Source organism: Paramesorhizobium deserti, assembly GCF_001558695.1.
Lineage (GTDB): Bacteria > Pseudomonadota > Alphaproteobacteria > Rhizobiales > Rhizobiaceae > Paramesorhizobium > Paramesorhizobium deserti.
Window position 1 is genome coordinate 243,829 of the sequence record NZ_LNTU01000034.1, and the last position, 25,372, is coordinate 269,200.

At 61.2% G+C, this 25,372-nt stretch carries 26 protein-coding genes; 16 read left to right on the top strand and 10 right to left on the bottom strand.

From position 1 onward, the window contains the following. The first annotated feature begins 40 nt into the window (after window positions 1-40). The 3 genes from dut (at window position 41) to ATN84_RS17435 (ending at window position 3,904) form a co-directional block, all read left to right on the top strand. On the top strand, window positions 41-520 hold the full coding sequence (gene dut, locus ATN84_RS17425) for a dUTP diphosphatase (RefSeq protein WP_068882992.1): 480 nt from the start codon (window positions 41-43) through the stop codon (window positions 518-520). Between the two features lie 172 nt (window positions 521-692). After that, window positions 693-1,961 carry an efflux RND transporter periplasmic adaptor subunit gene (locus ATN84_RS17430; RefSeq protein ID WP_068882993.1) on the top strand — a complete coding sequence of 423 codons (1,269 nt, stop codon included), beginning with the start codon at window positions 693-695 and terminating at the stop codon, window positions 1,959-1,961. Window positions 1,962-1,963: 2 nt separating this feature from the next. Then, entirely contained in the window at window positions 1,964-3,904 is a 1,941-nt protein-coding gene (locus tag ATN84_RS17435) for a MacB family efflux pump subunit (protein WP_068882995.1), read from the top strand. 19 nt (window positions 3,905-3,923) lie between these two features. Here the strand turns inward: ATN84_RS17435 and ATN84_RS17440 are convergent, their stop codons facing one another. The 3 genes from ATN84_RS17440 to exbB are packed head-to-tail and all read right to left on the bottom strand — an operon-like array spanning window position 3,924 to window position 6,291. Next, window positions 3,924-4,853: an energy transducer TonB gene (locus ATN84_RS17440; RefSeq protein WP_068882997.1), complete on the bottom strand. Its 930-nt coding sequence runs from the start codon at window positions 4,851-4,853 to the stop codon at window positions 3,924-3,926. Continuing rightward, window positions 4,850-5,326 carry a TonB system transport protein ExbD gene (exbD, locus tag ATN84_RS17445; protein ID WP_068882999.1) on the bottom strand — a complete coding sequence of 159 codons (477 nt, stop codon included), beginning with the start codon at window positions 5,324-5,326 and terminating at the stop codon, window positions 4,850-4,852. Before exbD ends, ATN84_RS17440 begins: the two co-directional genes overlap by 4 nt. 5 nt (window positions 5,327-5,331) lie before the next feature. Then, window positions 5,332-6,291 carry a tonB-system energizer ExbB gene (gene exbB, locus ATN84_RS17450; RefSeq protein ID WP_068883540.1) on the bottom strand — a complete coding sequence of 320 codons (960 nt, stop codon included), beginning with the start codon at window positions 6,289-6,291 and terminating at the stop codon, window positions 5,332-5,334. Window positions 6,292-6,619: 328 nt separating this feature from the next. Here exbB and purU point away from each other — a divergent pair, with 328 nt between their 5' ends. Next, window positions 6,620-7,474 (top strand): formyltetrahydrofolate deformylase, encoded by an 855-nt coding sequence (purU, locus tag ATN84_RS17455; protein ID WP_068883001.1) that lies wholly within the window; start codon window positions 6,620-6,622, stop codon window positions 7,472-7,474. A gap of 17 nt (window positions 7,475-7,491) precedes the next feature. Here the strand turns inward: purU and ATN84_RS17460 are convergent, their stop codons facing one another. Further along, window positions 7,492-8,772, bottom strand: a complete 1,281-nt coding sequence (locus ATN84_RS17460; protein ID WP_068883003.1) for a glycerate kinase type-2 family protein — start codon at window positions 8,770-8,772, stop codon at window positions 7,492-7,494. Window positions 8,773-8,902: 130 nt separating this feature from the next. Here ATN84_RS17460 and ATN84_RS17465 point away from each other — a divergent pair, with 130 nt between their 5' ends. The 5 genes from ATN84_RS17465 (at window position 8,903) to ATN84_RS17475 (ending at window position 11,525) form a co-directional block, all read left to right on the top strand. Continuing rightward, on the top strand, window positions 8,903-10,015 hold the full coding sequence (locus tag ATN84_RS17465) for an AI-2E family transporter (RefSeq protein WP_068883542.1): 1,113 nt from the start codon (window positions 8,903-8,905) through the stop codon (window positions 10,013-10,015). Between the two features lie 114 nt (window positions 10,016-10,129). Then, a complete protein-coding gene (locus ATN84_RS27305; RefSeq protein ID WP_161939589.1) occupies window positions 10,130-10,288 on the top strand; it encodes a hypothetical protein in 159 nt (52 codons plus the stop codon). A 70-nt stretch (window positions 10,289-10,358) separates the two neighbouring features. Continuing rightward, window positions 10,359-10,517, top strand: a complete 159-nt coding sequence (locus tag ATN84_RS26265; RefSeq protein WP_082766349.1) for a DUF3309 family protein — start codon at window positions 10,359-10,361, stop codon at window positions 10,515-10,517. Between the two features lie 197 nt (window positions 10,518-10,714). Next, a complete protein-coding gene (locus tag ATN84_RS17470; RefSeq protein WP_068883005.1) occupies window positions 10,715-11,047 on the top strand; it encodes an ElaB/YgaM/YqjD family protein in 333 nt (110 codons plus the stop codon). 1 nt (window position 11,048) lies between these two features. Beyond that, entirely contained in the window at window positions 11,049-11,525 is a 477-nt protein-coding gene (locus ATN84_RS17475; RefSeq protein WP_068883007.1) for a phage holin family protein, read from the top strand. Window positions 11,526-11,531: 6 nt separating this feature from the next. On the opposite strand, the gene ATN84_RS17480 is transcribed toward ATN84_RS17475, so the two are convergent. The 4 genes from ATN84_RS17480 to ATN84_RS17495 form a co-directional block, all read right to left on the bottom strand. After that, a complete protein-coding gene (locus tag ATN84_RS17480; protein WP_068883009.1) occupies window positions 11,532-12,446 on the bottom strand; it encodes a diacylglycerol/lipid kinase family protein in 915 nt (304 codons plus the stop codon). Window positions 12,447-12,539: 93 nt separating this feature from the next. Then, window positions 12,540-13,928, bottom strand: a complete 1,389-nt coding sequence (locus tag ATN84_RS17485; RefSeq protein ID WP_244491115.1) for a sensor histidine kinase — start codon at window positions 13,926-13,928, stop codon at window positions 12,540-12,542. Between the two features lie 250 nt (window positions 13,929-14,178). Further along, window positions 14,179-14,730 carry an RNA polymerase sigma factor gene (locus ATN84_RS17490; RefSeq protein WP_068883011.1) on the bottom strand — a complete coding sequence of 184 codons (552 nt, stop codon included), beginning with the start codon at window positions 14,728-14,730 and terminating at the stop codon, window positions 14,179-14,181. Between the two features lie 22 nt (window positions 14,731-14,752). After that, a complete protein-coding gene (locus ATN84_RS17495; protein WP_068883013.1) occupies window positions 14,753-14,974 on the bottom strand; it encodes a NepR family anti-sigma factor in 222 nt (73 codons plus the stop codon). A 169-nt stretch (window positions 14,975-15,143) separates the two neighbouring features. On the opposite strand from ATN84_RS17495, the gene ATN84_RS17500 reads away from it, so the two are divergent. The 4 genes from ATN84_RS17500 to ATN84_RS17510 all read left to right on the top strand — a co-directional run bounded on the left by ATN84_RS17500 (window position 15,144) and on the right by ATN84_RS17510 (window position 18,142). Continuing rightward, window positions 15,144-15,938, top strand: a complete 795-nt coding sequence (locus ATN84_RS17500; protein WP_068883015.1) for a response regulator — start codon at window positions 15,144-15,146, stop codon at window positions 15,936-15,938. 133 nt (window positions 15,939-16,071) lie between these two features. Then, window positions 16,072-16,236: a DUF1328 domain-containing protein gene (locus ATN84_RS26270; protein ID WP_082766350.1), complete on the top strand. Its 165-nt coding sequence runs from the start codon at window positions 16,072-16,074 to the stop codon at window positions 16,234-16,236. 194 nt (window positions 16,237-16,430) lie between these two features. Beyond that, on the top strand, window positions 16,431-17,435 hold the full coding sequence (locus tag ATN84_RS17505) for a sensor histidine kinase (protein WP_082766351.1): 1,005 nt from the start codon (window positions 16,431-16,433) through the stop codon (window positions 17,433-17,435). A gap of 368 nt (window positions 17,436-17,803) precedes the next feature. Next, entirely contained in the window at window positions 17,804-18,142 is a 339-nt protein-coding gene (locus ATN84_RS17510; protein ID WP_068883016.1) for a hypothetical protein, read from the top strand. Between the two features lie 15 nt (window positions 18,143-18,157). Here the strand turns inward: ATN84_RS17510 and ATN84_RS17515 are convergent, their stop codons facing one another. Then, window positions 18,158-19,276: a Gfo/Idh/MocA family protein gene (locus ATN84_RS17515; protein WP_068883018.1), complete on the bottom strand. Its 1,119-nt coding sequence runs from the start codon at window positions 19,274-19,276 to the stop codon at window positions 18,158-18,160. Between the two features lie 196 nt (window positions 19,277-19,472). On the opposite strand from ATN84_RS17515, the gene ATN84_RS17520 reads away from it, so the two are divergent. Further along, the gene (locus tag ATN84_RS17520) at window positions 19,473-20,315 is read left to right on the top strand and encodes a MurR/RpiR family transcriptional regulator (protein ID WP_068883548.1); all 843 of its coding nucleotides are present in this window, start codon (window positions 19,473-19,475) and stop codon (window positions 20,313-20,315) included. 45 nt (window positions 20,316-20,360) lie between these two features. On the opposite strand, the gene iolG is transcribed toward ATN84_RS17520, so the two are convergent. After that, entirely contained in the window at window positions 20,361-21,350 is a 990-nt protein-coding gene (gene iolG / locus ATN84_RS17525) for an inositol 2-dehydrogenase (protein WP_068883020.1), read from the bottom strand. 164 nt (window positions 21,351-21,514) lie between these two features. Between iolG and ATN84_RS17530 the strand changes: the two genes are divergently transcribed. Continuing rightward, window positions 21,515-23,440: a bifunctional 5-dehydro-2-deoxygluconokinase/5-dehydro-2-deoxyphosphogluconate aldolase gene (locus tag ATN84_RS17530; RefSeq protein WP_068883022.1), complete on the top strand. Its 1,926-nt coding sequence runs from the start codon at window positions 21,515-21,517 to the stop codon at window positions 23,438-23,440. Window positions 23,441-23,488: 48 nt separating this feature from the next. Beyond that, window positions 23,489-25,339: a 3D-(3,5/4)-trihydroxycyclohexane-1,2-dione acylhydrolase (decyclizing) gene (iolD, locus tag ATN84_RS17535; protein WP_068883024.1), complete on the top strand. Its 1,851-nt coding sequence runs from the start codon at window positions 23,489-23,491 to the stop codon at window positions 25,337-25,339. Window positions 25,340-25,372: the final 33 nt, after the last annotated feature.

Consider the following 25,372-nt stretch of genomic DNA (forward strand, 5'->3'; position numbering starts at 1 on the left):
CGGTTGACGATTTCGCACCAGTGGTGAAAAGGTCCCCCGCATGTCCACCATATCCAGTTCCGATTCCGCTCCTCGCCTTGGCATCGTGCGTCTTCCGCATGGGCATGGCCTTGACCTCCCCTCCTATGAAACCGCCGGTTCGGCAGGGTTGGACCTGCGCGCCGCAGTCCCCGAGGACCGGCAGATCGTGCTTCTCCCCGGCCGCCGGGCGCTGGTCCCGACCGGACTGATCTTCGAACTGCCAGCCGGCTTTGAGGCACAGATCAGGCCGCGCTCGGGTCTCGCCTTCAAGCACGGCGTCACCTGCCTCAACACCCCCGGCACCATCGATTCCGATTACCGCGGTGAGGTAAAGGTGCTGCTCATCAATCTGGGCGACGACGATTTCCGTATCGAGCGCGGCATGCGCATCGCGCAGGCCATCATCGCGCCTGTGGCACAGGCTGTTATCGAAGAACGTGACAGTGCTGGTGAGACGGCACGCGGCGCCGGCGGTTTCGGCTCGACCGGAACCGCCTGAGGACGATACCGCCTCCACTCGCCCCAATGTGGGGCGTGGGGGGCTCATTTTTCCAGGCGCACGGAACTCGCGCCTAAAAAATTTGTAATTTTTATTCCGTAGGCTCCACCGTCTACTATATGCCTTACGGATCATATTCTTGAATTTGTACTTTGAACGGTAGACGAGACTGATGCGACAAACCGCTCCTGAGCCGAAGAATGACGCAGACGGCGCGCAGAAGCCGCAAATCACCGTGTTTCCGGGCTCGACGACGCCACCCCGTCGTAAACCCCGCCGGCGCATCTGGCCCTGGCTAGCCGTTACCGCCGTGCTGGCCACCGCCGCCGCTGTCGTGGTCGTTCCGCGCCTGCAAGGGCAGGAAACCACGAATTTCCTTAGCGAACCGGTAACTCGGGGCAATATCGAAAACGCGATCACGGCCGTCGGCACGCTCAGCGCCATCAAGGATGTCAATGTCGGCGCGCAGGTTTCCGGCCAGCTCAAATCCGTACTGGTGGAAGTTGGAGACAAGGTCAAGGAGAACCAGCTCATCGCCGAGATCGATCCCCGCTCGATCGAGACCAAGGTGGAGATCAGCAGTGCCCAGGTCGACAATCTCAAGGCACAGCTCGTCAGCAAGCAGGCGCAACTCGTCCTGAAGCGCGCCAATGCGGATCGCCAGCGCAAGCTTCTGGCAACGCGCGGCGTCAGCCAGGCAACCGTCGATCAGGCCGATGCCGATCTCGCCGCGGCGGAAGCCGATGTGAAGGCGCTCGACGCACAGATCAGGATGCAGGAAGCACAGCTCGCCGGCGACAAGGTGGATCTCGGCTATACCAAGATCTATACGCCCATGGCCGGAACCGTCGTCGACCAGACAGCGAAGGAAGGTGAGACACTCAACGCCAATCAGTCGACCCCGACGATCGTGACGGTCGCGGACCTCTCGACGATGACTGTGGAGGCGCAGGTTTCCGAAGCCGATGTCGGCAAGCTAAAAATCGGTATGCCGGCCTACTTCACCCTGCTGGGCCAGCCGGGCAAGCGCTTCACCGGCACGCTGCGCCAGATCAAGCCGAAGCCCGACACCACCAATAATGTCGTGCTCTATTACGCGCTTTTCGACGCGCCCAATCCCGATGGCGAATTGATGATAGACATGAGCGCGCAGGTCTATTTCGTCCTGGGATCGGCCAATGATGTTCTGCTTGTGCCGACCGCGGCCCTTCACACCACGCGCGGGCCGGACGACAAGCCGCAGACGACGGTGAAGATCGTCAATGCATCGGGCGGCACCGAGGACCGCGTCGTTGAAGTCGGCGTGCGCAATCGCGTCCAGGCCGAAGTCAAGAGCGGCCTCAAGGAGGGCGACCGCGTGGTTGTGACATCAAGTGCGGATGGAGCAGATAACCGGACAGCCGGCAACAGGTCGCGCGGAATGCGCATGCGGATGTTCTGAGCATGAATGCGCCCCTCATCCGGCTCGAAAATATCCGCAAGACCTATTTCAACGGCGATCTTGCGGTCGAAGTCCTGCATGGCCTCTCGCTCGATATCGAAGCGGGCGAATTCGTCGCCATCATGGGCGCGTCAGGCTCCGGCAAATCGACGCTGATGAACATTCTCGGCTGCCTCGACAACGCCACCGGCGGCCGCTATCTGCTTGATGGCGAAGACATATCGAACCTCGATTCCGACGAACTCGCGGCATTGCGCCGGCGGACCTTCGGCTTCGTTTTTCAAAGCTATAATCTGATCGCCACCTCGACAGCGCAGGAAAATGTCGAGGTTCCGGCAATCTATGCCGGGACGCCGGCGTCGGAGCGGCAGGCCCGTGCGGCCGAGCTTCTGACGACGCTCAAGCTCGGTGACCGCCTGGACCACCGGCCAAGCCAGCTCTCGGGCGGCCAGCAGCAGCGCGTTTCCATCGCTCGCGCGCTGATGAATGGCGGACGCATCATCCTTGCCGACGAGCCGACCGGCGCGCTCGACAGCCAGAGCGGCGAGGAAGTGATGGCGCTTCTGCGCTCTATGCACGAGCAAGGCCACACCATCATCGTCATCACCCACGCGCGTGAAGTGGCGGAGCAAGCCGACCGCCTGATCGAGATCCGCGACGGGCATATCCTGTCCGATCGTACCAAGCGACGTGTTCCCGACCAGACGGCGCCGCAGAGGCTGAAGCAGAATATCAGTGGCGGCGTCGCGGCGATCGCGGACTTCTCCGAGGCCATCAAGATGGCCTTCCGGGCGCTGCGCGCCAATCTTTTCCGCACCATCCTGACCCTGCTCGGCATCATCATCGGCGTCAGCTCCGTCGTCGCCATGCTGGCCATCGGCACGGGCGCGCAGAAATCGATCCTCGACCGCATCAACGCCATGGGATCGGACCTGCTGCTGATCCGGCCGAGCATGGCCAATTTCCGCGGGAGCGGCTCCATCGTCACGCTCGTGCCGGAGGATGCGGACGCCATTCTGGAATTGCCGAATGTCGCGACCGCCGTGCCGGAAGTCACTGGCTCGGTGACGCTGCGCTACGGCAATGTCGACTATCAGTCGCAGGCCGACGGCACCACCCCCGCCTTCACCACGGCAAAATCGTGGAAGGTGGAGCGCGGCGATTTCATCAACCAGAACGATGTCAGCACCTATGCGCCGGTTGCCGTTCTGGGCACCACCGTCGCCAAAACGCTGTTTCCCAACGGCTCCAACCCCATCGGCAAATATGTTCTGGTGCAGAAGATTCCGTTCCAGATCATAGGCGTGATGGAATCGAAGGGTGCCGGAGCTGGCGGAAACGATCAGGACGACGTGGTGATCGTGCCGCTCTCGACCGCCAATCTCAGGCTGTTCGGGCAGAAGCACGTGCGTACCATCACCGTGCAGGTCAAGGACGGCGATCTGATCGACACCACGCAGGATCAGATCCAGGCGCTGCTCGACGCGCGGCACAAGGCCGACGACACGATGATCACCAACATGTCCTCGATCCGCGAGGCCGTGACCGAGACGTCCAATACCATGACGCTTTTTCTCGGCTCGGTGGCGGCGATCTCCCTTCTCGTCGGCGGCATCGGGGTCATGAACATCATGCTCGTCAGCGTCACCGAGCGCACTCGGGAGATCGGCGTCAGGATGGCCACCGGCGCGCGCACGCGCGACATCCTGCTGCAGTTCATCACGGAAGCGCTTGTCGTCTCGGCGATCGGCGGCGCGCTCGGCGTGGTCCTTGGACTAGGGATCGGCGTCATTGCCCGTTATCTCGGCGCACCGATCAATTTCAGCATCGGACCGGTGGCGCTCGCCTTTGCCTGCGCCTTCGCGACGGGATTGATCTTCGGCTTCCTGCCCGCCCGCAAGGCTTCCCGGCTGCAGCCCGCCGTGGCGCTGTCGTCGGAATAGGAACAGGCCGCCAAAGCCCCTACCGGAAGCGGATCGGAATTGTCAGCGACATCCGCGACTTAGCGATCGCCGGCGGCGGCGCCGGAAGAGGCGACGCCCGGCGCACCATTTCCACCGCCAGCTGGTCGAGCGCCGAGTCCCCGGAAGATCCCCGCGCCGAAATCACATTGCCGGAAGCATCGATGCTGAAAGTCAGCCGCACCGTGCCTTTGATGCCCGGTGAACGGCGTTCCAAATAGCGCCTCTGACGGTTGAGATGCGCCTGCACCTTGGCTTGCCACCTGTTTGAGTTCACCCCCGGCGAACCATCGGTATCGCTGTTGCGGCTCGCGGCGACTTTCGGTCCGCTTTTCGCATCCACCTGCGGAGCAGCCGCCCTCTTCGTGGGCTGGCGCTTCTGGACCTGCTTCGGCTCGACCTTTTTAACGACCTTCGGCTTTTCCTGTTTCGGCTTTGGTCTTTCGGCCACCTTGGGCTTTTCAACCGGCTTCGGCACGACCACCTCAGGCTTTTCCGCCTCGGCGACATCGGGAACCGGCTCCTCCGGCTGTTCGACCTCTTCGACCGGATCCACCTCGGCCACCTCTTCGGGCGGCGTTTCCGGCTGGACCTCCTCGACCGGCTCGACCGCTTCGGCCTGCTCCGGCTCGATGGGCTCTTCCGTCGTTTCCTCGGTCTCGACCTCAGGCACGAGTGCCGCCTCTTCCACGGCGGGTGCGATCGGCTCGGGCGCAAGCTCTATCATGATGGCGGGAGGAGGCGAGCCATCCGGCTGAATGGGCGGCTGCAGATGGTGAATTGCATAGGCGCCGGCGGCATGGGCCACCAGCATCACGACACCCGCCCCGCCCCAAAGTGCGACATCGCGCCAACCCGTGCGGTGCAGATCGGAGGAATGCGCCTGGATCAGAGGATGGTCTTGCGGTTCGGGACGCGGCGAACGGGTCATTGTGCGGGCGAAGCTCCCGTGGATGGGGCTGCACCGGGCGTTTCGGAGGCTGACGGTATCGTCTCGAGCCCAACCAGTGCTATCTTGAGATAGCCCGCATGGCGCAGCGCATTCATCACATTCATCAGCTCGCCATAGTCGACAGCCTTGTCCGCGCGCAGGAAGATGCGGGTGTCCTTGTTGTTCTGCGACAGCCGGTCGAGCGTCGTCCCAAGCGTTTCGCGCGTCGCCGCGTCATTGCCGACATTGAGCGTCAAATCCTGCTTCAGCGTCACGTAAAGCGGCTTGTCAGGCCTTGGCTGCGCCGTCGCCGACGAAGCCGGCAGATCGACATTGATATCGACGGTCGCCAGCGGTGCCGCCACCATGAAGATGATCAGGAGAACCAGCATGACGTCGATGAAGGGCGTCACGTTGATCTCGTGATTTTCCTCCAGCTCGTCGCCAGCGCCTTCGCGTATCTTGGCTGCCATTGCTTCTACTCCGCCGCTGGAGCCTTGACGTCTTGCTGCGCCGGCGGCACCGCATGGATACCAGCGGCACGGAAATCGAGATCACGGCTTATGAGCCGCTCCACCCCCGCCGAAGCATCGGCCAGGATCTGACGGTATCCGGTGATCGAACGGGCAAAGACGTTATAGATAACCACCGCCGGAATAGCAGCCACCAGCCCGATCGCCGTGGCAAGCAACGCCTCCGCGATGCCGGGTGCGACGACTGCAAGATTGGTCGTTTGTGCTTCGGAGATGCCGATGAAGGAGTTCATGATGCCCCACACCGTGCCGAACAGGCCGACGAACGGGGCGGTCGAGCCGATCGTTGCAAGCACGCCGGTTCCCTTGGTCATGCGCCGTCCGGCGCCCGCCTCGATGCGCGACAGGCGCGAGGCGACGCGTTCTTTCAACCCTTCACCGCTGCCCTTGATCGCACCCGACGAAAGCCGGACTTCCTCTTCCGCCGCGCGCACGAGCAGCGCGCCCGCGCCCTTGCGTCCGTGCAATACGCGGACTGCGTCGTTGAGGCTCCTCGCCTCGGTGATTTCCTTCAATGCGCGCTTCGCCATAACCTTGGCGCCGGCAAGCTCCAGCGATTTGGCGAGCCAGACCGTCCAAGTGACGAGCGACGCGAAGGCGAGGCCGAGCATGACGGCTTTGACCACCCAGTCAGCTGCCATGAACATGCCCCAAGGCGAAAGATCGTGCGGCAACGTCAATTCAATGCTTTGATCCCGGCCATCGGTCGTGGCCTCCCCTATCGCCTGGTCCGGCATGTCGGCCGGCTGGCCCGTCTGGGGCGCCGCAGGCTGGGTGGCGGGTTGGGAAGGAGCCGGCGCGGCCGGTGCTTCGGGAGCCGTCATGCCCGGTTGCGGAGCTGCCGGCCCTTCCTGCGCCGAAACCGATGCCGGAAGACCGATGACCGCGAGACAACCGAATGCCATCGCAATGAATTTCGCCTTGAACACTTCTAAGCCTCTCTCGACCGATCCGATGTAAGCCGGGCATGTGGTCCTGCGGGGCCGCCCGCGACTTATTGGGAGGAACTCTTAACCGCGCATAAGATGATAATGCAAGTCATGTTTTGTGTTTAGCCCATGACGATGTTTTTTTTCATAGGCGAACAGGCGCTTGCGGTTTCCTGTATTCCCGCTGTATTGGCAGCCGCCGACGCCGGAAAATGACCGTTCCACTTCGCTTTTGCGGCAATGCCCCCGCCGCGGCCGAACTATTGTGCGGCAAATAACAGGCTCGAACATGCCCGGAGGATATATGGCCGATCATTCTTACATCCTGACGCTTTCCTGCGAGGATCAGCCGGGGATTGTGGCTGCGGTGACGACGGAGCTTGCGGGCGTCGGGGCGAACATCGCCGAGAGCAACCAGTTCTGGGACCGCCAGACCAACCGCTTCTTCATGCGCATCGCCTTCACCGTGGCGGAAGGGATTGCCAAGGACGACATCGAGCGCGGCATCAAGCCGGCGGTCGAGCGCTTTGCCATGAAGACGGCGATCGTCGATCAGGCGAGACGGCCAAGGATCATCATCATGGTCTCGAAATTCGACCATGCCATGCTGCATCTCCTCTACCAGATCCGCGTCGGCTGGCTCGACGCCGAGGTGGCGGCGATCGTCTCCAACCATGAGGATTCACGCCGCACCGCCGAGCTGGAAGGCATCCCCTATCACTATTGGAAGGTGACCAAGGACAACAAGGCCGAGCAGGAGGAGAAGCTGATCGCGCTGGTCAAGGAGACCGGCGCCGATCTGGTCATCCTCGCCCGCTACATGCAGGTGCTCTCCGACACTCTGTCAAAACGGCTCTACGGCAAGGTGATCAACATCCACCATTCCTTCCTGCCGTCGTTCAAGGGGGCGAAGCCCTATCACCAGGCGCATGAGCGCGGCGTCAAGCTGATCGGCGCCACCGCGCACTATGTCACCCCCGATCTCGACGAAGGCCCGATCATCGAGCAGGAGACAGAGCGCGTGACGCATGCGATGAGCGCCGATGATTTCGTGGCGACCGGCCGCGACATCGAGGCCCGCGTGCTCGCCCGCGCCGTCAAGCAGCATCTCGAAAGCCGGGTCATGCTCAACGGCCATAAGACAATTGTGTTTGGGTGAGGGCAGCGCCTAGCGCCTCACCCTTCGATCAATATCGCGCGCAGATCGTTGACATTCGTCCCGGTCGGCCCTGGCACGAAGAGATCGCCGATCGCATGAAAGGCGGTCCAGGCGTCATTGGCGTTCAACAGCGTCGCGCCGTCCTTGCCTGCCGCAAGCAGCCGCGAGATGGTCGTGCCATCGGCGAAGGCGCCGGCATTGTCCTCCGAGCCGTCGATGCCGTCCGTATCGGCGGCGAGCGCCGTGATCCCCCGCCTGCCGTCTATATCGAGCGCAAAGGACAACAGAAACTCCGTGTTGCGCCCGCCCTTGCCTGCTCCACGCACCGTCACCGTCGTCTCGCCGCCGGAAAGGATCACCACTGGCTTCCTGAACGGCCTGTCCTTCGCCAGCACCTCCTTGGCAAGCGCCGCATGGACATGCGCAACCTCGCGTGCCTCACCCTCGATCGCATCGGAGAGGATGACTGCCTCCATGCCTTGGCGGCGGGCCTCCACGGCAGCCGCCTCGAGCGAAACGGCGGCGGAGGCGATCACCCGCACCTCATGGCCTGAAAAGCGCCGATCGTCCGGGTTCGGCGCGTCCGCCGCCTCGCTCTTGAGGTGCTTGAGGGCGGCTTCCGGCAGCGGCAAGCGGTAGCGCTCGACCACCTTCAGCGCATCCTCGCGCGAGATGGCGTCGGGCACGGTCGGGCCGGAAGCCACGAAAGCCGGGTTGTCGCCGGGAATATCGGAGACCACCAGCGAGACGACTTTTGCCGGATGAGCCGCGGTGGCCAGCCTGCCGCCCTTGATGGTGGAGAGGTGCTTGCGCACGGCATTCATCGCCGAGATCGGCGCGCCGGAGGCAAGCAGCGCCTTATTGACGGCGATCTCGTCCTGAAGCGTCATTCCCTCAGGCGGCGCCGGCAGGAGGGCAGAACCGCCGCCGGAAATCAGCGCCACCACCAGATCGTCTGCCGTGAGATCCGAAACCGCGGCAACAAGGCGGCCTGCGGCGACAAGTCCTGCCTCGTCGGGTACCGGATGCGATGCTTCGATGATCTCGATATCGCGGCATTCGACGCCGAAGCCGTAACGCGTCACCACCACGCCTTCGAGCGGGCCGTTGCCGGCCTTCTCCCATGCCCTTTCGAAAGCCCGCGCCATCTGCGCCGATCCCTTGCCCGCACCGATGACGACGGTGCGGCCTTTCGGCTTATGCGGCAGGTTGGCGGCGATGATCTGTTCGGGATCGGCAGCCGCAACCGCGGCCTTGAAAAGGGATGTCAGGAAGGCTTTGGGATCGGTGACGGTCATCGGGTTCCTCGAAGGCAGGCACGGCGCTGGTGTCGCATGGAAGGATGCCTTTTGTCCACATACGCCATCAGTACCCCGGAGGAACCAAATGTTCCCATTTCGCGTTGATATCCGCCACAATGAGGGGACGATGCGACACTTTCAACCCAACCCGGCCTTCGTCAGATTACCGCCAAAACTGGATATCGAGGCCCTCCTCGCCATCGCCGCCCGCTTGTCGGTCGTGCTCCTGGCAATCCTCGCGACAATGATTGCATTTCACCTCGGTCGCTACATCCTTTCACCGGTGGCGCTCGCCATCGTCATCGGCCTGATGTTCGGCCCCGTCGCGACCCATCTGGAAAACCATGGAGTGCCCAAGGAGCTGGCTGCGATCCTCGTCGTCATCTTCTTCTTCACGCTGATTGCCTTCGGCGCGGTCATGTTCGCCGTGCCCTTGTCGGTGTGGGCGGAAAAGGTTCCAGTCATCTGGCAGGAGTTGCGCCAGCAGCTCATCGCATTGAGGCAGCCGCTCGAAATGCTGGGCGCGCTTCAGGAGCAAATCCGCAATATCACGGGCGCGGCAACCGCCATGTCGGTGAAGGTGGAGGACGGCAGCACCGTTCAGAACATCGCCTTTCTCGCGCCGGCGATCCTGGGGCAGGTGCTGATCTTTCTCGCCAGCCTCTATTTCTTCGTCGCCACGCGCAACGAGATCCGCGCCTCCATTCTTTCAATGTGCGTCGGACGGCGGATACGCTGGCGCATCGCCCATGTCTTCCGCGATGTCGAGGCCGATGTCTCCCGCTATCTCCTCTCCATCACCTTTATCAATGCCGGAATGGGGATCGCGGTCGGTCTGGCGATGTGGCTGGTCGGCGTTCCCTCGCCCGCCCTATGGGGCGGCCTCGCAGCAATGCTCAACTACATCATCTATATCGGTCCGGCGCTGATGACGGCGATCCTCTTCGGCGTCGGGCTCGCCACCTTCGACGGCTATGCCGTCTTCCTGCCGGCCGGAACCTATCTCCTGATCGAGCTCCTGGAAGGGCAGTTCGTAACACCGCATGTGATCGGGCGCACCATGACGCTCAATCCATTCACGGTCTTTCTGGCGCTCGCCTTCTGGCTCTGGATCTGGGGACCGGTCGGCGGCTTCATCGCGGTGCCGTCCCTGCTGGTACTCTATGCCGTGATCCGCAACATTCTGCCCCATTACGCCAGGGGCAAACCTTCGAAACCGCTCATGCCGGGTTCTTCCTGAGGTGGCTCAAAGACCGTCAATGAAAATTCATTTGCATTGCACCCCCAAATCACGCTCAGATGCTTCTGCATCCGACCCCGACAAGGCCCGGATAGGGAATGTGGAGGACAAGCCATGATGCACAAGGACATTCAGACGCTGGAACATGCGGCACGCACCGCGATGGCTGGAGCATATGAACCCGCGCGCATGGATGCGCCCGCCTCGCGGGCCGGCTACGTGTTGGCGGGCATCGCCGCATTTGCGGTGGTCGCCTACTTCATGTTCATCTGACGCTATTCCCTACAGGGGAACAAAAACAAAAGTTTAGCGTTAGAATCCTGGTTAAATCCAGGAGAGGAACATGTCTCTTACAACCATTCTGATCATCATCTTGATCCTGGCGCTGATCGGCGTTTTCCCGTCATGGCCTCATGCCCGCGGCTGGGGTTATGGACCGAGCGGTATCGTCGGGCTCATTCTCGTGATCCTGCTCATTCTCGCGCTTCTCGGCAGGATCTGACATTCTGCCGGCGCAGATCATATCCAGCATTTCAACTTCAAACTTGTCTGAACGCAATTTTGCTTCGAGCCTGGCCTCTGCCGGTACTTTCACGGAAGCGACTGTCGTTGCTTCGGCCGCCTTGAATCGTGTTGGAACCGGACGAGCGGAAAAGCCGTTAAACCGAGCAGTTTATCTCATTTTGAAGGAGAACCACCATGGCCCGTGCATCCACGACAATCAACCAGCCTGAAGACATTCTCAAAGGTGATGGCAAGAGTGACGCGTCGAGCGACCTGCAGGCCCAGATCGCACAACTGAAGGAGGACATTGCCGGCCTCACGGCAGCCATCGGCAATCTGGGTTCGGAAAAGATGCACAAGGCCAAGCGCCGGGCGGCCGAAACCTATGAAAGCGCCTATCACAGCGGCGAGGACGCCGTCACCGAGCTTCGCGACCAGCTTTCCCAGACGGCCCGTGAGCGGCCGCTGACAACGATCGCCGCGGCGGCGGGCGTCGGCTTCCTGCTCGCACTGCTGGCCCGCCGCTAAGATGCTGCGTCTCCTCGTCCCGTTTCTGACCGGCGCTGTGAGCGGCGAAGTGACCACGGCGATACACCGGACGAAACGCCGGGCCGCCACCATGTTCGTCATCGGATTGCTGGCGCTGGCAGGAACAGCGTTCCTGCTGGTTACGATCTATCTCGCGCTCGCCCGCACCTATGGAGATATCTGGGCCGCGCTGATCGTCGCTGCCGGTTGTTTTGCCCTGGCGATCATCGGCTTGATCGTGATGAAGATTTCCGATGCGTATTACAAGCGGCGCATGCGGGAGCGCACGCATGTCGACGGATCAGCAGTCCTGACCGCGACAGCGCTTGCGGCGCTGCCGATGCTGGCCAAGCGGCCGATGCTCATCGCAAGCGCCCTTCCGATCATCGGTCTGGCGGTCTATGCATTCATGTCCGAAGGTGCCGCCGGTACCAGGGAGAAAAGCCGCCGCGACAGCCGTGGCGGAGCGGGACGATAGGGAAAGTCAGGTCTCCGGCAGGGCCCTGTTTCCCGGCGCCAGCACCCTGAGCGCTCCCGGATGGATGACGATCTTGACGATCTCGTCCTTCAGCGGGACCAGTTCGCCGTCGATCACGGCATTGGCGTTCTTGCGCAAGTGCGGGAACCGCAGGCCGACTTCCCTCGCCCTCATCTCCTCGACATCGCTGTTGCTGCGCCAGCGGCCGAGCGTGATATCAGCCATCAGCCGCATATACCCCCGGGAAGCGAGCGGACCGGTGATGTAGATACCGAGGAGCCCGGTCTCCACATCCGGCGCATAAGGCAATGGCGCGTCTCCATAGGGATTGTTGGATATGGCGAGCGCCGAAATCTTGCGCAGCTCCGTTTTGCCGCCGATCGTCAGTTCCACGCGAAAGGACGGCGGATCCTTGATCACCATTCCGATCGCTCGGACGCTCGCCAGCATCTTCCCCAGGCGCGAGTCGTACCGGAAGTTCTTCCTCACTCTCACCATACGCGGATGGAACCCGAGCGCGAACTGGTGCACGAAAGGACGGCCATTGGCAGTAGCGATATCGACATTGCGGATTTCCCCCGAGGCCAGCGCTTCGAGGGCAACGGTGAGCGTCGGGGGAACCTTGAGCGAGCGGGCGAAGAGATTCATGGTCCCGGCCGGCAACACGGCAAGCGCGATGCCGGTTTTCCAGGCGATATCGGCCGCAGCCGAGACGGTGCCGTCGCCGCCACCCGCCATCAGCACATCGCCATCCATTGCCGCCTGTTCGAGTGCAGCGGTGATACCTCGTGCCGAAACCGGCCGGCAATCGAGCTCATGGCCTTGGCGCGCGAAGATCTCCCTCGCCTGCGCACAGAATTTGTCGATGTCCAGAGAACGGAATGTTCCGCCTTCGCGATTGAGAACGGCAATAATTTTCATGCCGGGGACACCTCCCGCTGGAAGGCCGCCCGCCGATCCATTGCTTCCGCGATAACGCGCGGGCCTAGTAGAACGTTCCTGTCGCTTCTGTCCTCAATCTCGCACTTCGAGCGTCGGAAAACGGACCACCGCCCTGGTACCGGCTTCCCCGTTGTCTTCATAATGCGGCGCGTCGCCGAACTGGACACAGAGTTGTTCGATGACCAGCATGCCGAGCCCCCCGTGGTTGTTCTTTCTGTTCTTTCGGCCAACCCCGTCATCCGCGACGGTAAGCGCCAGAACGCCGTCCTCACCCCGATCGAAGGTGACGAATACGGTTCCCCGACGATGGTCCGGAAAGGCATGCTTGACGGCATTGGTGACGAGTTCCCCAAGGATGATGCCGATGGTGGTGACGTCGCGCGCATTCAGATTGAGCGACGCGAACGCGGTCTCGAAATTGATCCTGTCGCCCGAGGTCAGGGAAACGCTGATATCTTCGATCACCGCCTGCAGGAATTCATCGGCCCGCACCGTTTCCAGATCCTCGCCGAGCCGCAGGCGACGATGCGCCGTCGAGATCGTCTGCACCCGGTCCCGCGCGGCAATGAGCACCCTCCTCGCGTCCTCGTTCGTCGCCTGACGCAGTTGCAGTCCGAGCAGCGAAGAGACGGTTGCCAGCGAATTGCCGATGCGGTGATTGCTATCCTGCAGCAGCACCTCGACGCGTTGGCGCTCGCGCTCGGCAAGGGCGCGTGCGCTCTCAAGCTCCATCGTTCGTTCAGCCACCCGCTGCTCCAGGAGCACATTTTCCGACATGAGGGCCGACTGCCCCTCGCTCAGTTGCTGCAGATAGCGCTGCACCCGGTTGAACAGCAGGCATGCAAGCATGACCGCGCTGGCGAGAGCCGCAAGAGCGGCAATCGTCAGCCAGTTGCGGGTCCGGTTTATCTTTTCGTTGCGCTCGATCAGCCGCTGGTCTTCCTCGTCCATGAAGCTGCGGACCGTCTTGCGCAGCCGATCCATCAGTGCTTTGCCCCGATCGCTGCGGATATTGGCGATCGCCCTTTCCTGGTGACCCGCAATCGCCAGCTCGATCGTCTGCTTCACTTCCGCCTGCTTTTGTGCGGTCAGCTCCTCGATCTCCCTGACCCGCGCTTCCTGCGACGTGTTGCCCCGTGTCATTGCCGCCAGCTGCTTCAGGGATTCGTCGATTGACAGCGAAGCGGCCCGGTAGAGGTCGAGATAGGAACTCTGGAGCGTCAGGAGGTAACCCCGCTGACTCGTTTCCATATTTGTGGCAAGCAGGAGCGTCTGGTCCGCCTGCTGGAGCAATTGGTAAGTGCTGGAGACATCGTCGAGCTGCCTGTTGACCCCACGTGACAGGAACACGGTAGAGGTAGCCGTCAGCAGCACGAGGCCAAGCGAAATGATGACGGCGAGCTGGCGCCGATAGGCCATGCGCGCGCGAGGAGCAGGCAATGATTGCGAGGTATCGTCCATCTGCTTCGTAAAGGAAGGGGACCGGGTTTTGGAGATCATAAGCTTCCGCACACGAAAAGCGAAATCCCATCTTTTTTGCAATGCGGCAGGACTGCGCAAACCTCTGAAACAATATCGATGCATCGGGCGTAATCAAACGCGGAAATATTTCAGTTCAACAATTCCTCCCGGCCTACACGTCGCGGCATGATCGGGAACGCCGCAATTTTATCGTCGGCCGCTCAAAGCCACGGTCGACGGGCGAATCAGCTCAGGCAAATGAACGGGTTGTCGTCGGGGCGGAGGTGGCATCAGGCCCATAATCGGATTCACCGCTGACGCCCAGCAGCTCCTGGAGCCGTGTACGAGCGCGGCTGACACGGCTTTTGATGGTGCCCACCGCGCAGCCGCATATTTCCGCTGCCTCCTCATAGGCGAATCCGGACGCTCCGATCAGGATGATCGCCTCGCGCTGGTCGGCGGGGAGCTGATCGAGCGCCTTGCGGAAATCCTGCAGATCGAGGGCGCCATATTGCGAGGGATGGACGGCAAGCTGGCTGGTGAACGTTCCCTCGCTGTCCTGGACCTCACGTCCACGCTTGCGCATCTGGCTGTAGAACTCGTTGCGCAGGATGGTGAAGAGCCACGCCTTTATGTTTGTCCCCATCTCGAAGGAATCCTGCTTGGCCCATGCCTTCATGATGGTGTCCTGAACGAGGTCGTCGGCCTTGTCCTGCTGTCCGATCAGCGAAACGGCAAACGCGCGCAGGCTAGGAAGCGCCGCCAGAAGATCTCTTTTGAACTCGGTCGAACCATCGTTCACGATGCCACTCCCTCAACGCCACTCATTGATCATCGGCCCCGGACCGGTGGCGCTCCGCCTGATCGAGCTTTTCGAGGAGATCGAGAAACCTGTCGGGGATGGTCTCTTCCTGGATGGAGGTATAGAGAGCCCTCAGTTTCGAGCCGATCTCGCTATTGGGGCCCAATTCGTCCCGGCCGGATGAGCGAGCCTCGCTTGCCCCGCCATGACCCGCTCTTGGACGAAGATTGGATTTTTCAGTCATATTCAACCCAGCCATTCTTCAATTGTGCCGCACCTTTACGCCGCATTTTTGGCTCATAATGTTTCAGTGCGTGAAAAGTTCCAGTGTGCTCGGAACTTTTTTTCCCATGTTGCGTTTTGCAACGGCTGTACCGTAACCGTACTTGCGGAACTGAAGGGAGCTCAAAAACATGTCATTATCGACGCGTATCGCGCCGCATCTTCCTTATTTGCGCCGTTATTCTCGTGCCGTCACCGGTTCGCAGACATCCGGCGATGCTTATGTAGCAGCAACCCTCGAAGCGCTTATTGCCGATATCACTATTTTTCCGGAAACCTCGTCGGACCGTATCGGTCTTTATCGGCTTTTCTCCGAAATGTTTGAAACCACCACGGTTCGTGTTCCCGAACCGACGTCCGAATTTGCCTGGGAAGCACATGCCGCCGCCAACCTGTCCACGGTAGCACCCAAGGCGAGACAGGCCTTTCTGCTGGTTTCGGTGGAAGGCTTCAGCGAGCAGGAGGCGGCTGAAGTGCTCAATGTCGGCGAAGAGGCGTTTTCATCCCTGCTTGCCAACGCCTCGCTCGAAATCTCGCGGCAGGTGGCGACGAGGATCATGATTATCGAGGACGAACCCCTGATCGCCATGGATATCGAGCAGATGGTGGAAAGCCTTGGCCACGAGGTGGTTGGCGTGGCGCGCACCCGCCAGGAAGCCATCGAACTCTATAAATCCACCAAGCCGCGCATGGTGCTGGCTGATATCCAGCTCGCCGACGGAAGCTCCGGCATCGATGCGGTCAACGACATTCTTCAGAAGGACACCATTCCGGTGATCTTCATCACCGCTTTCCCGGAAAGACTGCTCACAGGAGAGCGGCCGGAGCCGACATTTCTCGTTACCAAGCCGTTCAATCCGGAGATGGTGAAGGCGCTGATCAGCCAGGCGCTGTTCTTCGAAGAGAGTTCGAAAGTAGCGGCATGAATCGCATGAGCCGTCGCTTCCCCGGGGACCGACATACTCGGGGAAGCGCGGCAAGACGAGAGAGGGACGCAGCTAAAAGGAACCTATCCTCCCCTTCGGCGTTTTGTTGGAATAACCGAAGAGGAGATCGGAAATGCTTTATTATGCCCTTGTTTTCCTGGTCGTGGCGCTGGTGGCCGGCGCACTTGGCTTTGGCGGCATTGCCGGCGCATCCGCGGGCATTGCCCAGATTCTGTTCTTCGTGTTCCTTGCTCTTCTTATCATATCACTGGTGGCGGGTTTCATCCGCCGGGCTTGAACGGCCGGAAGGGGATAGGGGAAATGATGAAGGAAGGGCCGCCATGCCACTGATATTGCGGTTCGGGCAAAGGAACCGTAAAACCCATGCTGGATACTGCAGAGTGGCCCGTACTAGCGCGGGCCACCGTGATTTTATTCAAATCTGGAAAACTTCATCGGGACTCCCGTGCGTCTCCGGCAACAGTTCAAGACATGATGAGCCCGATCCCCGCCCAGCCTGACCTGAGAGAGAGCAGCAGATTGCGTTCTCTGTTGCGGGCTATCCGCAACGGCAATGTCTGCGTACTCTATCAGACCTCCGACTTGGCCTATGTCTGGGCTGAAAATCTGCCGGATATATGGGTGGATATGTGGCATGTCGGCCTCTATGACCACGAACTCCTGGAGGCCCCGATGGCGGCCCAGCTTGTTGCCGCCAAGCGTTCGGTTCTGGAAACGGGCGAACCGCAAAGGATTGAAATCGCGGTGCCGCATGACGATCAGTTCCGCTGGTTCGAGCTTTCGATCGATTGTGACCGCGATGATGACAACGCCACGATCGGTGTGGTGACCACGGCGGTGGATGTCACCGAGCTCAAACGCCGCGAGCAGGTTCTCAAGACGTTGCTGCGGGAAGTCAGTCACCGCTCCAAGAACCTGCTGGCCATCATCCAGAGCATTGCCATGCAGACCGCCCGCTTCACCGGGACGGTCGACGATTTTCTTCTCAAATTCCGCGGACGCGTGCAGTCGCTCTCCTACTCCCAGGATCTGGTGACGGATTCCAACTGGCGCGGCGCCCAGTTTCGCGAACTCGTCCGCTCGCAGATGCAGAAATATGTCGATGCCGCCGACCCGCGCTTCACCCTGTCGGGGGATGATCCCTACATCTTCCCCGGCGCCGCTCTTCACATCGGCCTTGCGCTGCATGAGCTGATCGTCAATTCAACCTCCTATGGCGCGCTGTCGAACGGCCAGGGAACCATTATGATATCCGGCAAACTCGAAAATATCGGGACCGACAAAATGTCCCTGCTGATCAGATGGGATGAGAAGGTTCCCGGTTCTCTCCAGGGGCAGGACCTCAACGCCCGCTTCGGCAGCGCCGTTCTGGAGCGCATCGTGCCGACCTCGGTCAACGGAACCTCGAACTACCATATAGAGCCGGATGGCGTCAGCTATTCGCTGGACGTTCCCCGCTCCCAGTTCGATCTCTGAACACCTCCCGGCCGATAAAAAAGATCGCCACAGGTATTCGACCCATGACGATCATTAGGTTTTGCGCACCGTCTATATCAGGACCTGTGCATCCCATGGCGGTACGCTGGTGACCGCAAGCGTTAGGGGAATGACTTGCGGTCTCGGCACCTGGCATTCTGAGGGGGGCGGGGTCCGCCAGGCACCGGATGTCCGCTAAACGCAGCCGAAAACGAAAAGTTCCAAAAAAAGTAAAGTTCCTTAAACTTTTTACTCCTTCAGAAGCATCTTATACACGCGATTGTGAGTACCTATATTCATGGAGCCTTGGACGATAGACGGAACTATTTTTCAGTTTTCTCCGTTGATTTCGTCAAAGGAGAGAGGCCATGGAACAGCTGGCTGCGATTATGCTGTTGGTGACATGCTCCAACGATCTGGCCGTGTGCCACGAGCGGCCGGCGCCAACCGTGTCCTATGAGACGATCACGACATGCCAAACGGAACTGAAACCGGCCATCGAGAATCTCGCGGCTGAAAACACCCGCATCTATGGCAAATGTGTCGAGGTCGACCCCGAAATCATGGAGCAGGATGTCGCCATTTACTGGGAAATCGATGCAAATGACGAACTGAAAATCACCATTCGTGAGGAGCACGAAGGCGAAAACCCTACGATGATGGCCAAAGGCAACCCGGAAACAGGCGCGATTCCCGCCAAGAACTAGAGAATTGATCCATTTTCAGGGAACATCGACCCAGCATTTTTCACGAAATGAACGCGCCATGGCATGAACGGTGCGCTCAATTTCATACCCCTTTTCGAAATCGATGACATGCGCTTCGCCCTCACCGGACATGCGGCGGATCAGTTCCCGGCATTCGATGATCTTCAAGTCGTTGAAGCCGAGGCCATGGCCCGGCGCCGGTATAAACCGGCCATAGGGCTCGTGCTGCGGCCCCATGAGGATGGTGCGGAACCCCTGCTCCGTGCCGCGGTCACTGGTCAGGTAAAGCTGGAATTCATTGAACCGCTCCTGGTCGAAAAGGATCGAACCGTGCGAGCCGAATATCTGCAGCGCAATCCGTCCCTTCCGCCCCCAGGCAGCGCGGTTGAACTGCAGCGTACCGGAGGCGCCGTTTTCAAGCCGGATCAGTACATTGGCGATGTCATAGGTCTCGACATCCCGCTCCCTGCCCTCCGATGTCTTCCGCCGCGCCTGCGGCTTTGCCATGTCGCACATGACGCTCGCCACCGGACCGAGCAAAACGGTGATCAGCGATAGCGGATGGACGCCGAAATCATCGAGCGCGCCATAGCCCGAAGCGGCCTGGTGCTTGTACGAGAATGGCGCATCGGGATCGGCCATGAAATCCTCGTCCATCTCGACCCTGATGTGATTGACCTGGCCGATGGCATTCTCACGCAGCAGGTGGCCGATATGGCGGATGGCCGGGTTCTGGATATAATTGTAGCCGAGTACGGCCGTCTTGCCGGACTGCCGCGCCGCCTCAAGCATCGCTTCGGCATCCGCGACCTCGGGCGCCATCGGCTTCTCACACCACAGATGCTTGCCGGCCCTAAGCGCAGCGATCGCCATTTCGGCGTGAAAACTGTTTGGCGTCGTCACCGAAACGACATCGACATCAGGATCCTCGATCACCTTTCGCCAATCGCCCGACGATCGTGCGAAGCCGAACTCCGCCGCCCTTTCGCGCGCCAGCGCTTCATTCGCCTCGCCCAGATGCACCAGCGTAACGTCGGGTACGTCGCCGAAGACCGGCTTGACCGCATTCCAGGCAAGGGCATGGCACTTTCCCATATAGCCCGTGCCGATTAGGCCGACGCCGATCCTCTTCATCCTTTTTCCTCCCATTTCGAGCAATTCAGAATAATTAAGCCGCAAAAATAATAATTGGAATTTTTATTCCATTTCCGCCATAATCCGTCAAGCATCTGCGTTTTGGGCTCGACACATGGGGATTTTCGCTCAAGCCGCTGGCGACCAGACAGTCTAAATGCGAGAACGGTCGAGGGAGGCGAGGAACGGAATGAACATGAACAACGGCGTCAATACCAGCGACGCGCCAAAGGATTTCCATAGCCTGCGCGAGCGCATTCTGGAGCGGCGTGACCTCTTTCCGAAACGCCTTTCGCAGGTCGCGGCCTTCGCACTCGACAATCCCGACGAGATGGCGTTCGGCACAGCGGCGAGCATCGCCGCGCGCGCGCATGTGCAGCCGTCCACGCTGGTGCGCTTTGCCCAAAGCATCGGCTATGCCGGCTTTTCCGATCTGCAGGCCGTGTTCCGCGAGCGGCTGCGCGAACGTCCCTCCACCTATGATGAAAGGCTGCAGGCGTTGCGCAGCGACGCCCACCGCGACTCCAGCGCAGCGATCCTCGGCGGCGTTATCGCCGCCGCGCAATATTCCGTCGAAAGCGCCTCCACCGCTATCAGCAGCCAGGCTTTCGAAAAGGCGGTCAAGGCGCTTGCGGCAGCCGAAACGATATTTCTGGTGGCGCAGCGCCGCTCGTTCCCGATCGCGTCCTATCTCGCCTACACGTTCGGCAAACTGAAGGTGCGCAACCAGCTCGTCTCCTCGCCCTTCGGCATCGAAAGCGAGCAGATGGCTTTCGCCACGCCGCGCGATGCGGCGATCGCCATATCCTTCTCGCCCTATGCCGCACCAAGCATGGAACATGCACGCGTGCTCTCGCAGGCGGGCGTACCCGTGGTCTCGATCACCGACAGCGCGTTCAGTCCGCTGGTGCCGTTATCGAAACACTGGTTTGAAATCGCCGAAGCCGATTTCGCCGGGTTCCGTTCGCTTTCGGCGAGCATCGCCTTTGCGCTTGCGCTCGCCATCGCCGTTGGTGAGGAGCGAGCGCGGACAAAATGAAAAAGGCGCTGAAACCAGCGCCTTTCGTTGGAGTATGATCTGCCTTCAGCCGAGTTTTACCGGTTTGCCGGTCTGATGCGCGGTGGTCGCGGCGTCCGCAAGTCGCTGGGCCTCCAGCCCGTCCTCGCCATTCGGCCGCGGCTTCCTGCCCGTGGCGATCGCATCGATGAAGGCTTCGACTTCCCGGGCATAGGCTTCCGCATAACGCTCCAGGAAAAAGTTCTGCACCGGATCGGCGGTGATGCCGTTCTTGGCCGCCAGCCGGACTGTCGTTTCATGCACATTACCCGCCGAGATCATGCCCTCGGACCCATGCACTTCGACACGTTGGTCATAGCCATAGGTGGCGCGGCGCGAATTGGAGATCTGGCAGATCTTGCCCGAAGCGGTTTTGAGGAGCACCGCCGCCGTATCCACATCCCCCGCCTGACCGATCGCCGGATCGACCAGAGATGAACCGACCGCATGCACTTCCACCACTTCTTCGCCGAGAAGGAAGCGCGCCATGTCGAAATCATGGATCATCATGTCGCGGAACAGGCCGCCTGAGCGCTCGATATAGGAAACCGGCGGCGGCGCCGGATCGCGCGACAGGATGGTAACCATCTCGACCGTTCCGACCGCGCCTTCGGCAATACGGGCCTGCAGCGCCGCGAAATTGGGATCGAACCGCCGATTGAAACCGATCATCAGCGGCACACCCGCATTCTCGACCTCTTTCAGCGTTTCCTCGATCCGCGCCGAGGAGAGATCGACCGGCTTTTCACAGAGGATCGCCTTGCCGGACTTTGCCGCCCTATCGATGAAATCCGCATGCGTGTCCGTCGGCGTGGCGATCAGCACCGCGTCGATATCCCCGGCCGCCAATATCTCGTCCATCGTGCGCACCGATGCGCCCGTTCCCTTGGCAAGCGATTCGGCCGCGCCAGCCATCGGGTCGGCGATTGCCGCCAGGACCGCCTTTTTCGACGCTGCAATGTTTCTCCCGTGGATCTGGCCGATGCGGCCAGCCCCCAGCAACCCGAAACGAACCATGATCTCCTCCAAAAACACTGAAAAGCACCTCAACTCAGAAACGGAACATATATTCTGAATTGACTATCAAACAGAATTTATGTTTCATTTTCGAAACTCATAATAGCGTTTGCGCCGGTCGTCCATCCCTTTTGCGGGGCGCGAACAGAAGTGGGAGAAGAAAGATGCCGCGCCAACCGGAAAAAAAGCTCGATGTCATCACCATAGGGCGCGCCTCGGTCGATCTCTATGGCCAGCAGATCGGCTCACGGCTCGAGGATGTGGCCTCCTTCGCCAAGTCGGTCGGCGGCTGTCCAGCAAATATCGCCGTGGGCACCGCCCGGCTTGGGCTGAAATCGGCGCTGCTCACCCGCGTCGGCAAGGAGCAGTTCGGCAATTTCCTCCGCGAGCAATTGCTGCGCGAAGGTGTTTCGGTGAAGGGCATCGTCGTCGATCCCGCGCGCCTGACCGCGCTTGCGATCCTTTCCATCGAAAACGACAAATCCTTCCCCCTGCTCTTTTATCGCGAGAATTGCGCCGATATGGCGCTCAATCCCGCCGATATCGATGAGGATTTCATCGCCTCCGCGAAGGCAATCGTCGTCACCGGCACCCATTTTTCCAAGCCCAACACCGATGCGGCCCAGCGCAAGGCAATTCAAATCGCCAAAGCCCATGGCGGCAAGGTGGTCTTCGATATCGATTACCGCCCGAACCTGTGGGGCCTCGTCGGCCATGCCGAGGGTGACAATCGTTACGTTGCCTCGGCGGAAGTTTCCAATCACCTCAAGACCGTGCTTGCCGATTGCGACCTGATCGTCGGCACCGAGGAGGAAGTGCTGATCGCCTCCGGAGAAAGCGATTTGCTCGCCGCGCTCAGGACCATCCGGGCGCTCTCCTCCGCCACCATTGTTCTGAAACGCGGTCCGATGGGCTGTATCGTCTATGAAGGGCCGATCAGCGATAACATCGAAGACGGCATCATCGGCCAAGGCTTTCCCATCGAGGTCTATAATGTGCTTGGCGCCGGCGACAGCTTCATGTCCGGCTTCCTGCGTGGCTGGCTGGGGGGCGAGAGCCTCAAGACCGCCGCGACATGGGCCAACGCTTGCGGCGCTTTCGCCGTTTCCCGCCTGCTCTGCTCGCCGGAGATCCCGACCTTCGAGGAACTGCAATATTTCCTGAAGCACGGTAGCCAGCACCATGCGTTGCGCAAGGACGAGGATATCGCCCATGTCCACTGGTCGACAACCCGGCGCGGCGATATCCCATCGCTGATGGCATTCGCCATCGATCACCGCATCCAGTTGGAAGAGATCGCCAGACGGACAGGGGCCGATCCCGCCCGCATTTCCGCCTTCAAGGTGCTGGCGGTAAAGGCGGCAGCGCAGGTCGCCGATGGGCGTCCCGGCTATGGCATGCTGATCGACGAGAAATTCGGCCGCGACGCCTTTTTCGAGGCGGCGAAGCATGGCTTCGACTGGCTCGGCCGTCCCGTCGAGCGGCCGGGCTCGCGTCCGCTGCGTTTCGAATTCACGCAGGATATTGGCTCGGAACTGGTGGAATGGCCGGTGACGCACACCATCAAATGCCTCTGCTTCTACCACCCCGACGATCCAGCTGATCTGAAAAAGGAACAGTCGGAGAAGCTGCGTGCGCTCTATGACGCCGCGCGCAAAGTAGGCCGCGAACTGCTGATCGAGATCATCGCCGGCAAGAACGGTCTTCTCGACAATCAAACCATCGCCCGCGCCCTGACGGAACTCTATGATCTCGGCATTAGGCCTGACTGGTGGAAGCTGGAGCCGCAGGCATCGAGCGAGGCATGGCGCAATATCCAGAACGTCATCGCCACGCGCGACCCATGGTGCCGTGGCGTCGTGCTGCTTGGCCTGGAAGCGCCGCATGACGAACTGGAAGCGGCCTTCGCCGCGACAGCAGAAATAGACGTCGTCAAGGGCTTTGCCGTCGGCCGCACGCTTTTTGCCGATGCCGCGGAGAAATGGCTTGCGGGCAGCCTTACCGACGACGAGGCCATTGCCGACATGGCCGCACGCTTCGAAAAGCTGACGGGCGCCTGGCTCGATGCCAGAGGACGCAAGGCAGCCTGAATTCGGATAGATTGTGCGCAAGGTGAAATTGCGCAGGGAGGAATATAAATGACGAAGACCATAAGACTGACCATGGCGCAGGCGCTCGCCCGTTTCCTGACGCGCCAGATGACCGTCATCGACGGCGAGACCGTCCCGATCTTCGCCGGCGTCTGGGCGATCTTCGGCCACGGCAATGTCGCGGGCATGGGCGAGGCGCTGCATGCCGTTCGCGAGGAACTGCCGACCTATCGTGCCCATAACGAGCAGGGCATGACCTTTGCCGCCACCGCCTTCGCCAAGGCGTCGTTCCGCCGCCGCTTCATGGCCTGCACCTCCTCCATCGGCCCCGGCGCCCTCAATATGGTGACGGCGGCGGGCGTCGCCCACGTCAACCGCCTGCCGCTCCTGCTCCTGCCCGGCGATGTCTTCGCCAACCGCATTCCCGACCCGGTACTCCAGCAGGTCGAGAATTTCGGCGACGGCACCGCCTCGGCCAATGATTGCTTCCGCCCCGTCTCGCGCTATTTCGACCGGATCACCCGCCCGGAACAGATCATCCCCGCCCTCGCCCGCGCCATGCAGGTGCTGACCGACCCCGCCGATTGCGGCCCGGTCACCCTCGCGCTCTGTCAGGATGTGCAGGCGGAGGCCTTCGATTATCCCGAGGAATTCTTCGCCGAGCGCATCTGGACGCCGCGCCGCCTGCGTCCGGCATTGGACGAACTGGAAATCGCAGCGGCCGCGCTCGCCAAGGCGAAGAAGCCGGTGATCATAGCCGGCGGCGGCGTGCTCTATTCCGAAGCGTCGGAAGCCCTCAGGCAATTCGCCGGGAAGCACGGCATACCGGTTGCAGAAACCCAGGCCGGCAAATCCTCGCTCCCCGCCGACCATCCGCTCAATCTCGGCTCGATCGGCGTCACCGGCACCTCGGCGGCCAATGAAATAGCGGCCGAGGCCGATGTCGTCCTTGCTGTCGGCTCGCGCCTGCAGGATTTCACTACCGGCTCATGGAGCCTGTTCCGCAACGAGGCGAAGACCATCGTCGGCCTCAACGTCCAGCCGTTCGATGCCGGAAAGCATCAGGCGCTGCCGCTCGTCTGCGACGCCCGGACCGGGCTTGGTGAATTGTCGGGCAAACTCGGCCAATATGCTTCTCCCGCCATATGGCAGGAGAAGGCCAGAGCCGCGCTCGCCGCCTGGAACGAGGCGGCCGACAAGGCCACCGCACCGACGAATGCGGCGCTTCCCTCCGACGCGCAGGTGATCGGCGCGGTGCAGCGGCAATTGACCGCCGAAGCGACCGTCGTCTGTGCCGCCGGCGGCCTGCCGGGCGAGCTGCACAAGCTCTGGCGGCAGGGCGCGCCCGGCTCTTATCATCTGGAATACGGCTTCTCCTGCATGGGCTATGAGATCGCCGGCGGCCTCGGCGTCAAGCTCGCCAGGCCGGACAAGGAGGTGGTCGTCATGGTTGGCGACGGCTCCTATCTCATGCTCAATTCCGAGATCGCCTCCTCGGTCATGCTCGGCGCCAAGCTTACCATCGTCGTGCTCGACAATCGCGGCTTCGGCTGCATCAACCGGCTGCAGATGGCGACCGGCGGCGCCAACTTCAACAATCTCCTGCGCGACACCCATCACGAGACGCTGCCCGACATCGATTTCCGGGCACATGCGGAAAGCTTGGGCGCGGAAGCGGTCAAGGTCTCCTCGATCGCCGAGCTCGAAACGGCTCTCGAGCGCTCGAAGGCCGCGACGCGCACCACCGTCATCGTCATCGACACCGATCCGCTGGTCACTACGGAAGCGGGCGGCAACTGGTGGGATGTGGCCGTGCCGGAGGTAAGCAGCCGCAAGGAGGTTGAAGCCGCACGCAAGCAATATGAGGAGGCCCGCCGGCTGCAGCGCATCGGCAACTAGCCCGTACACCTCGACACGAATTCAAAACCACGG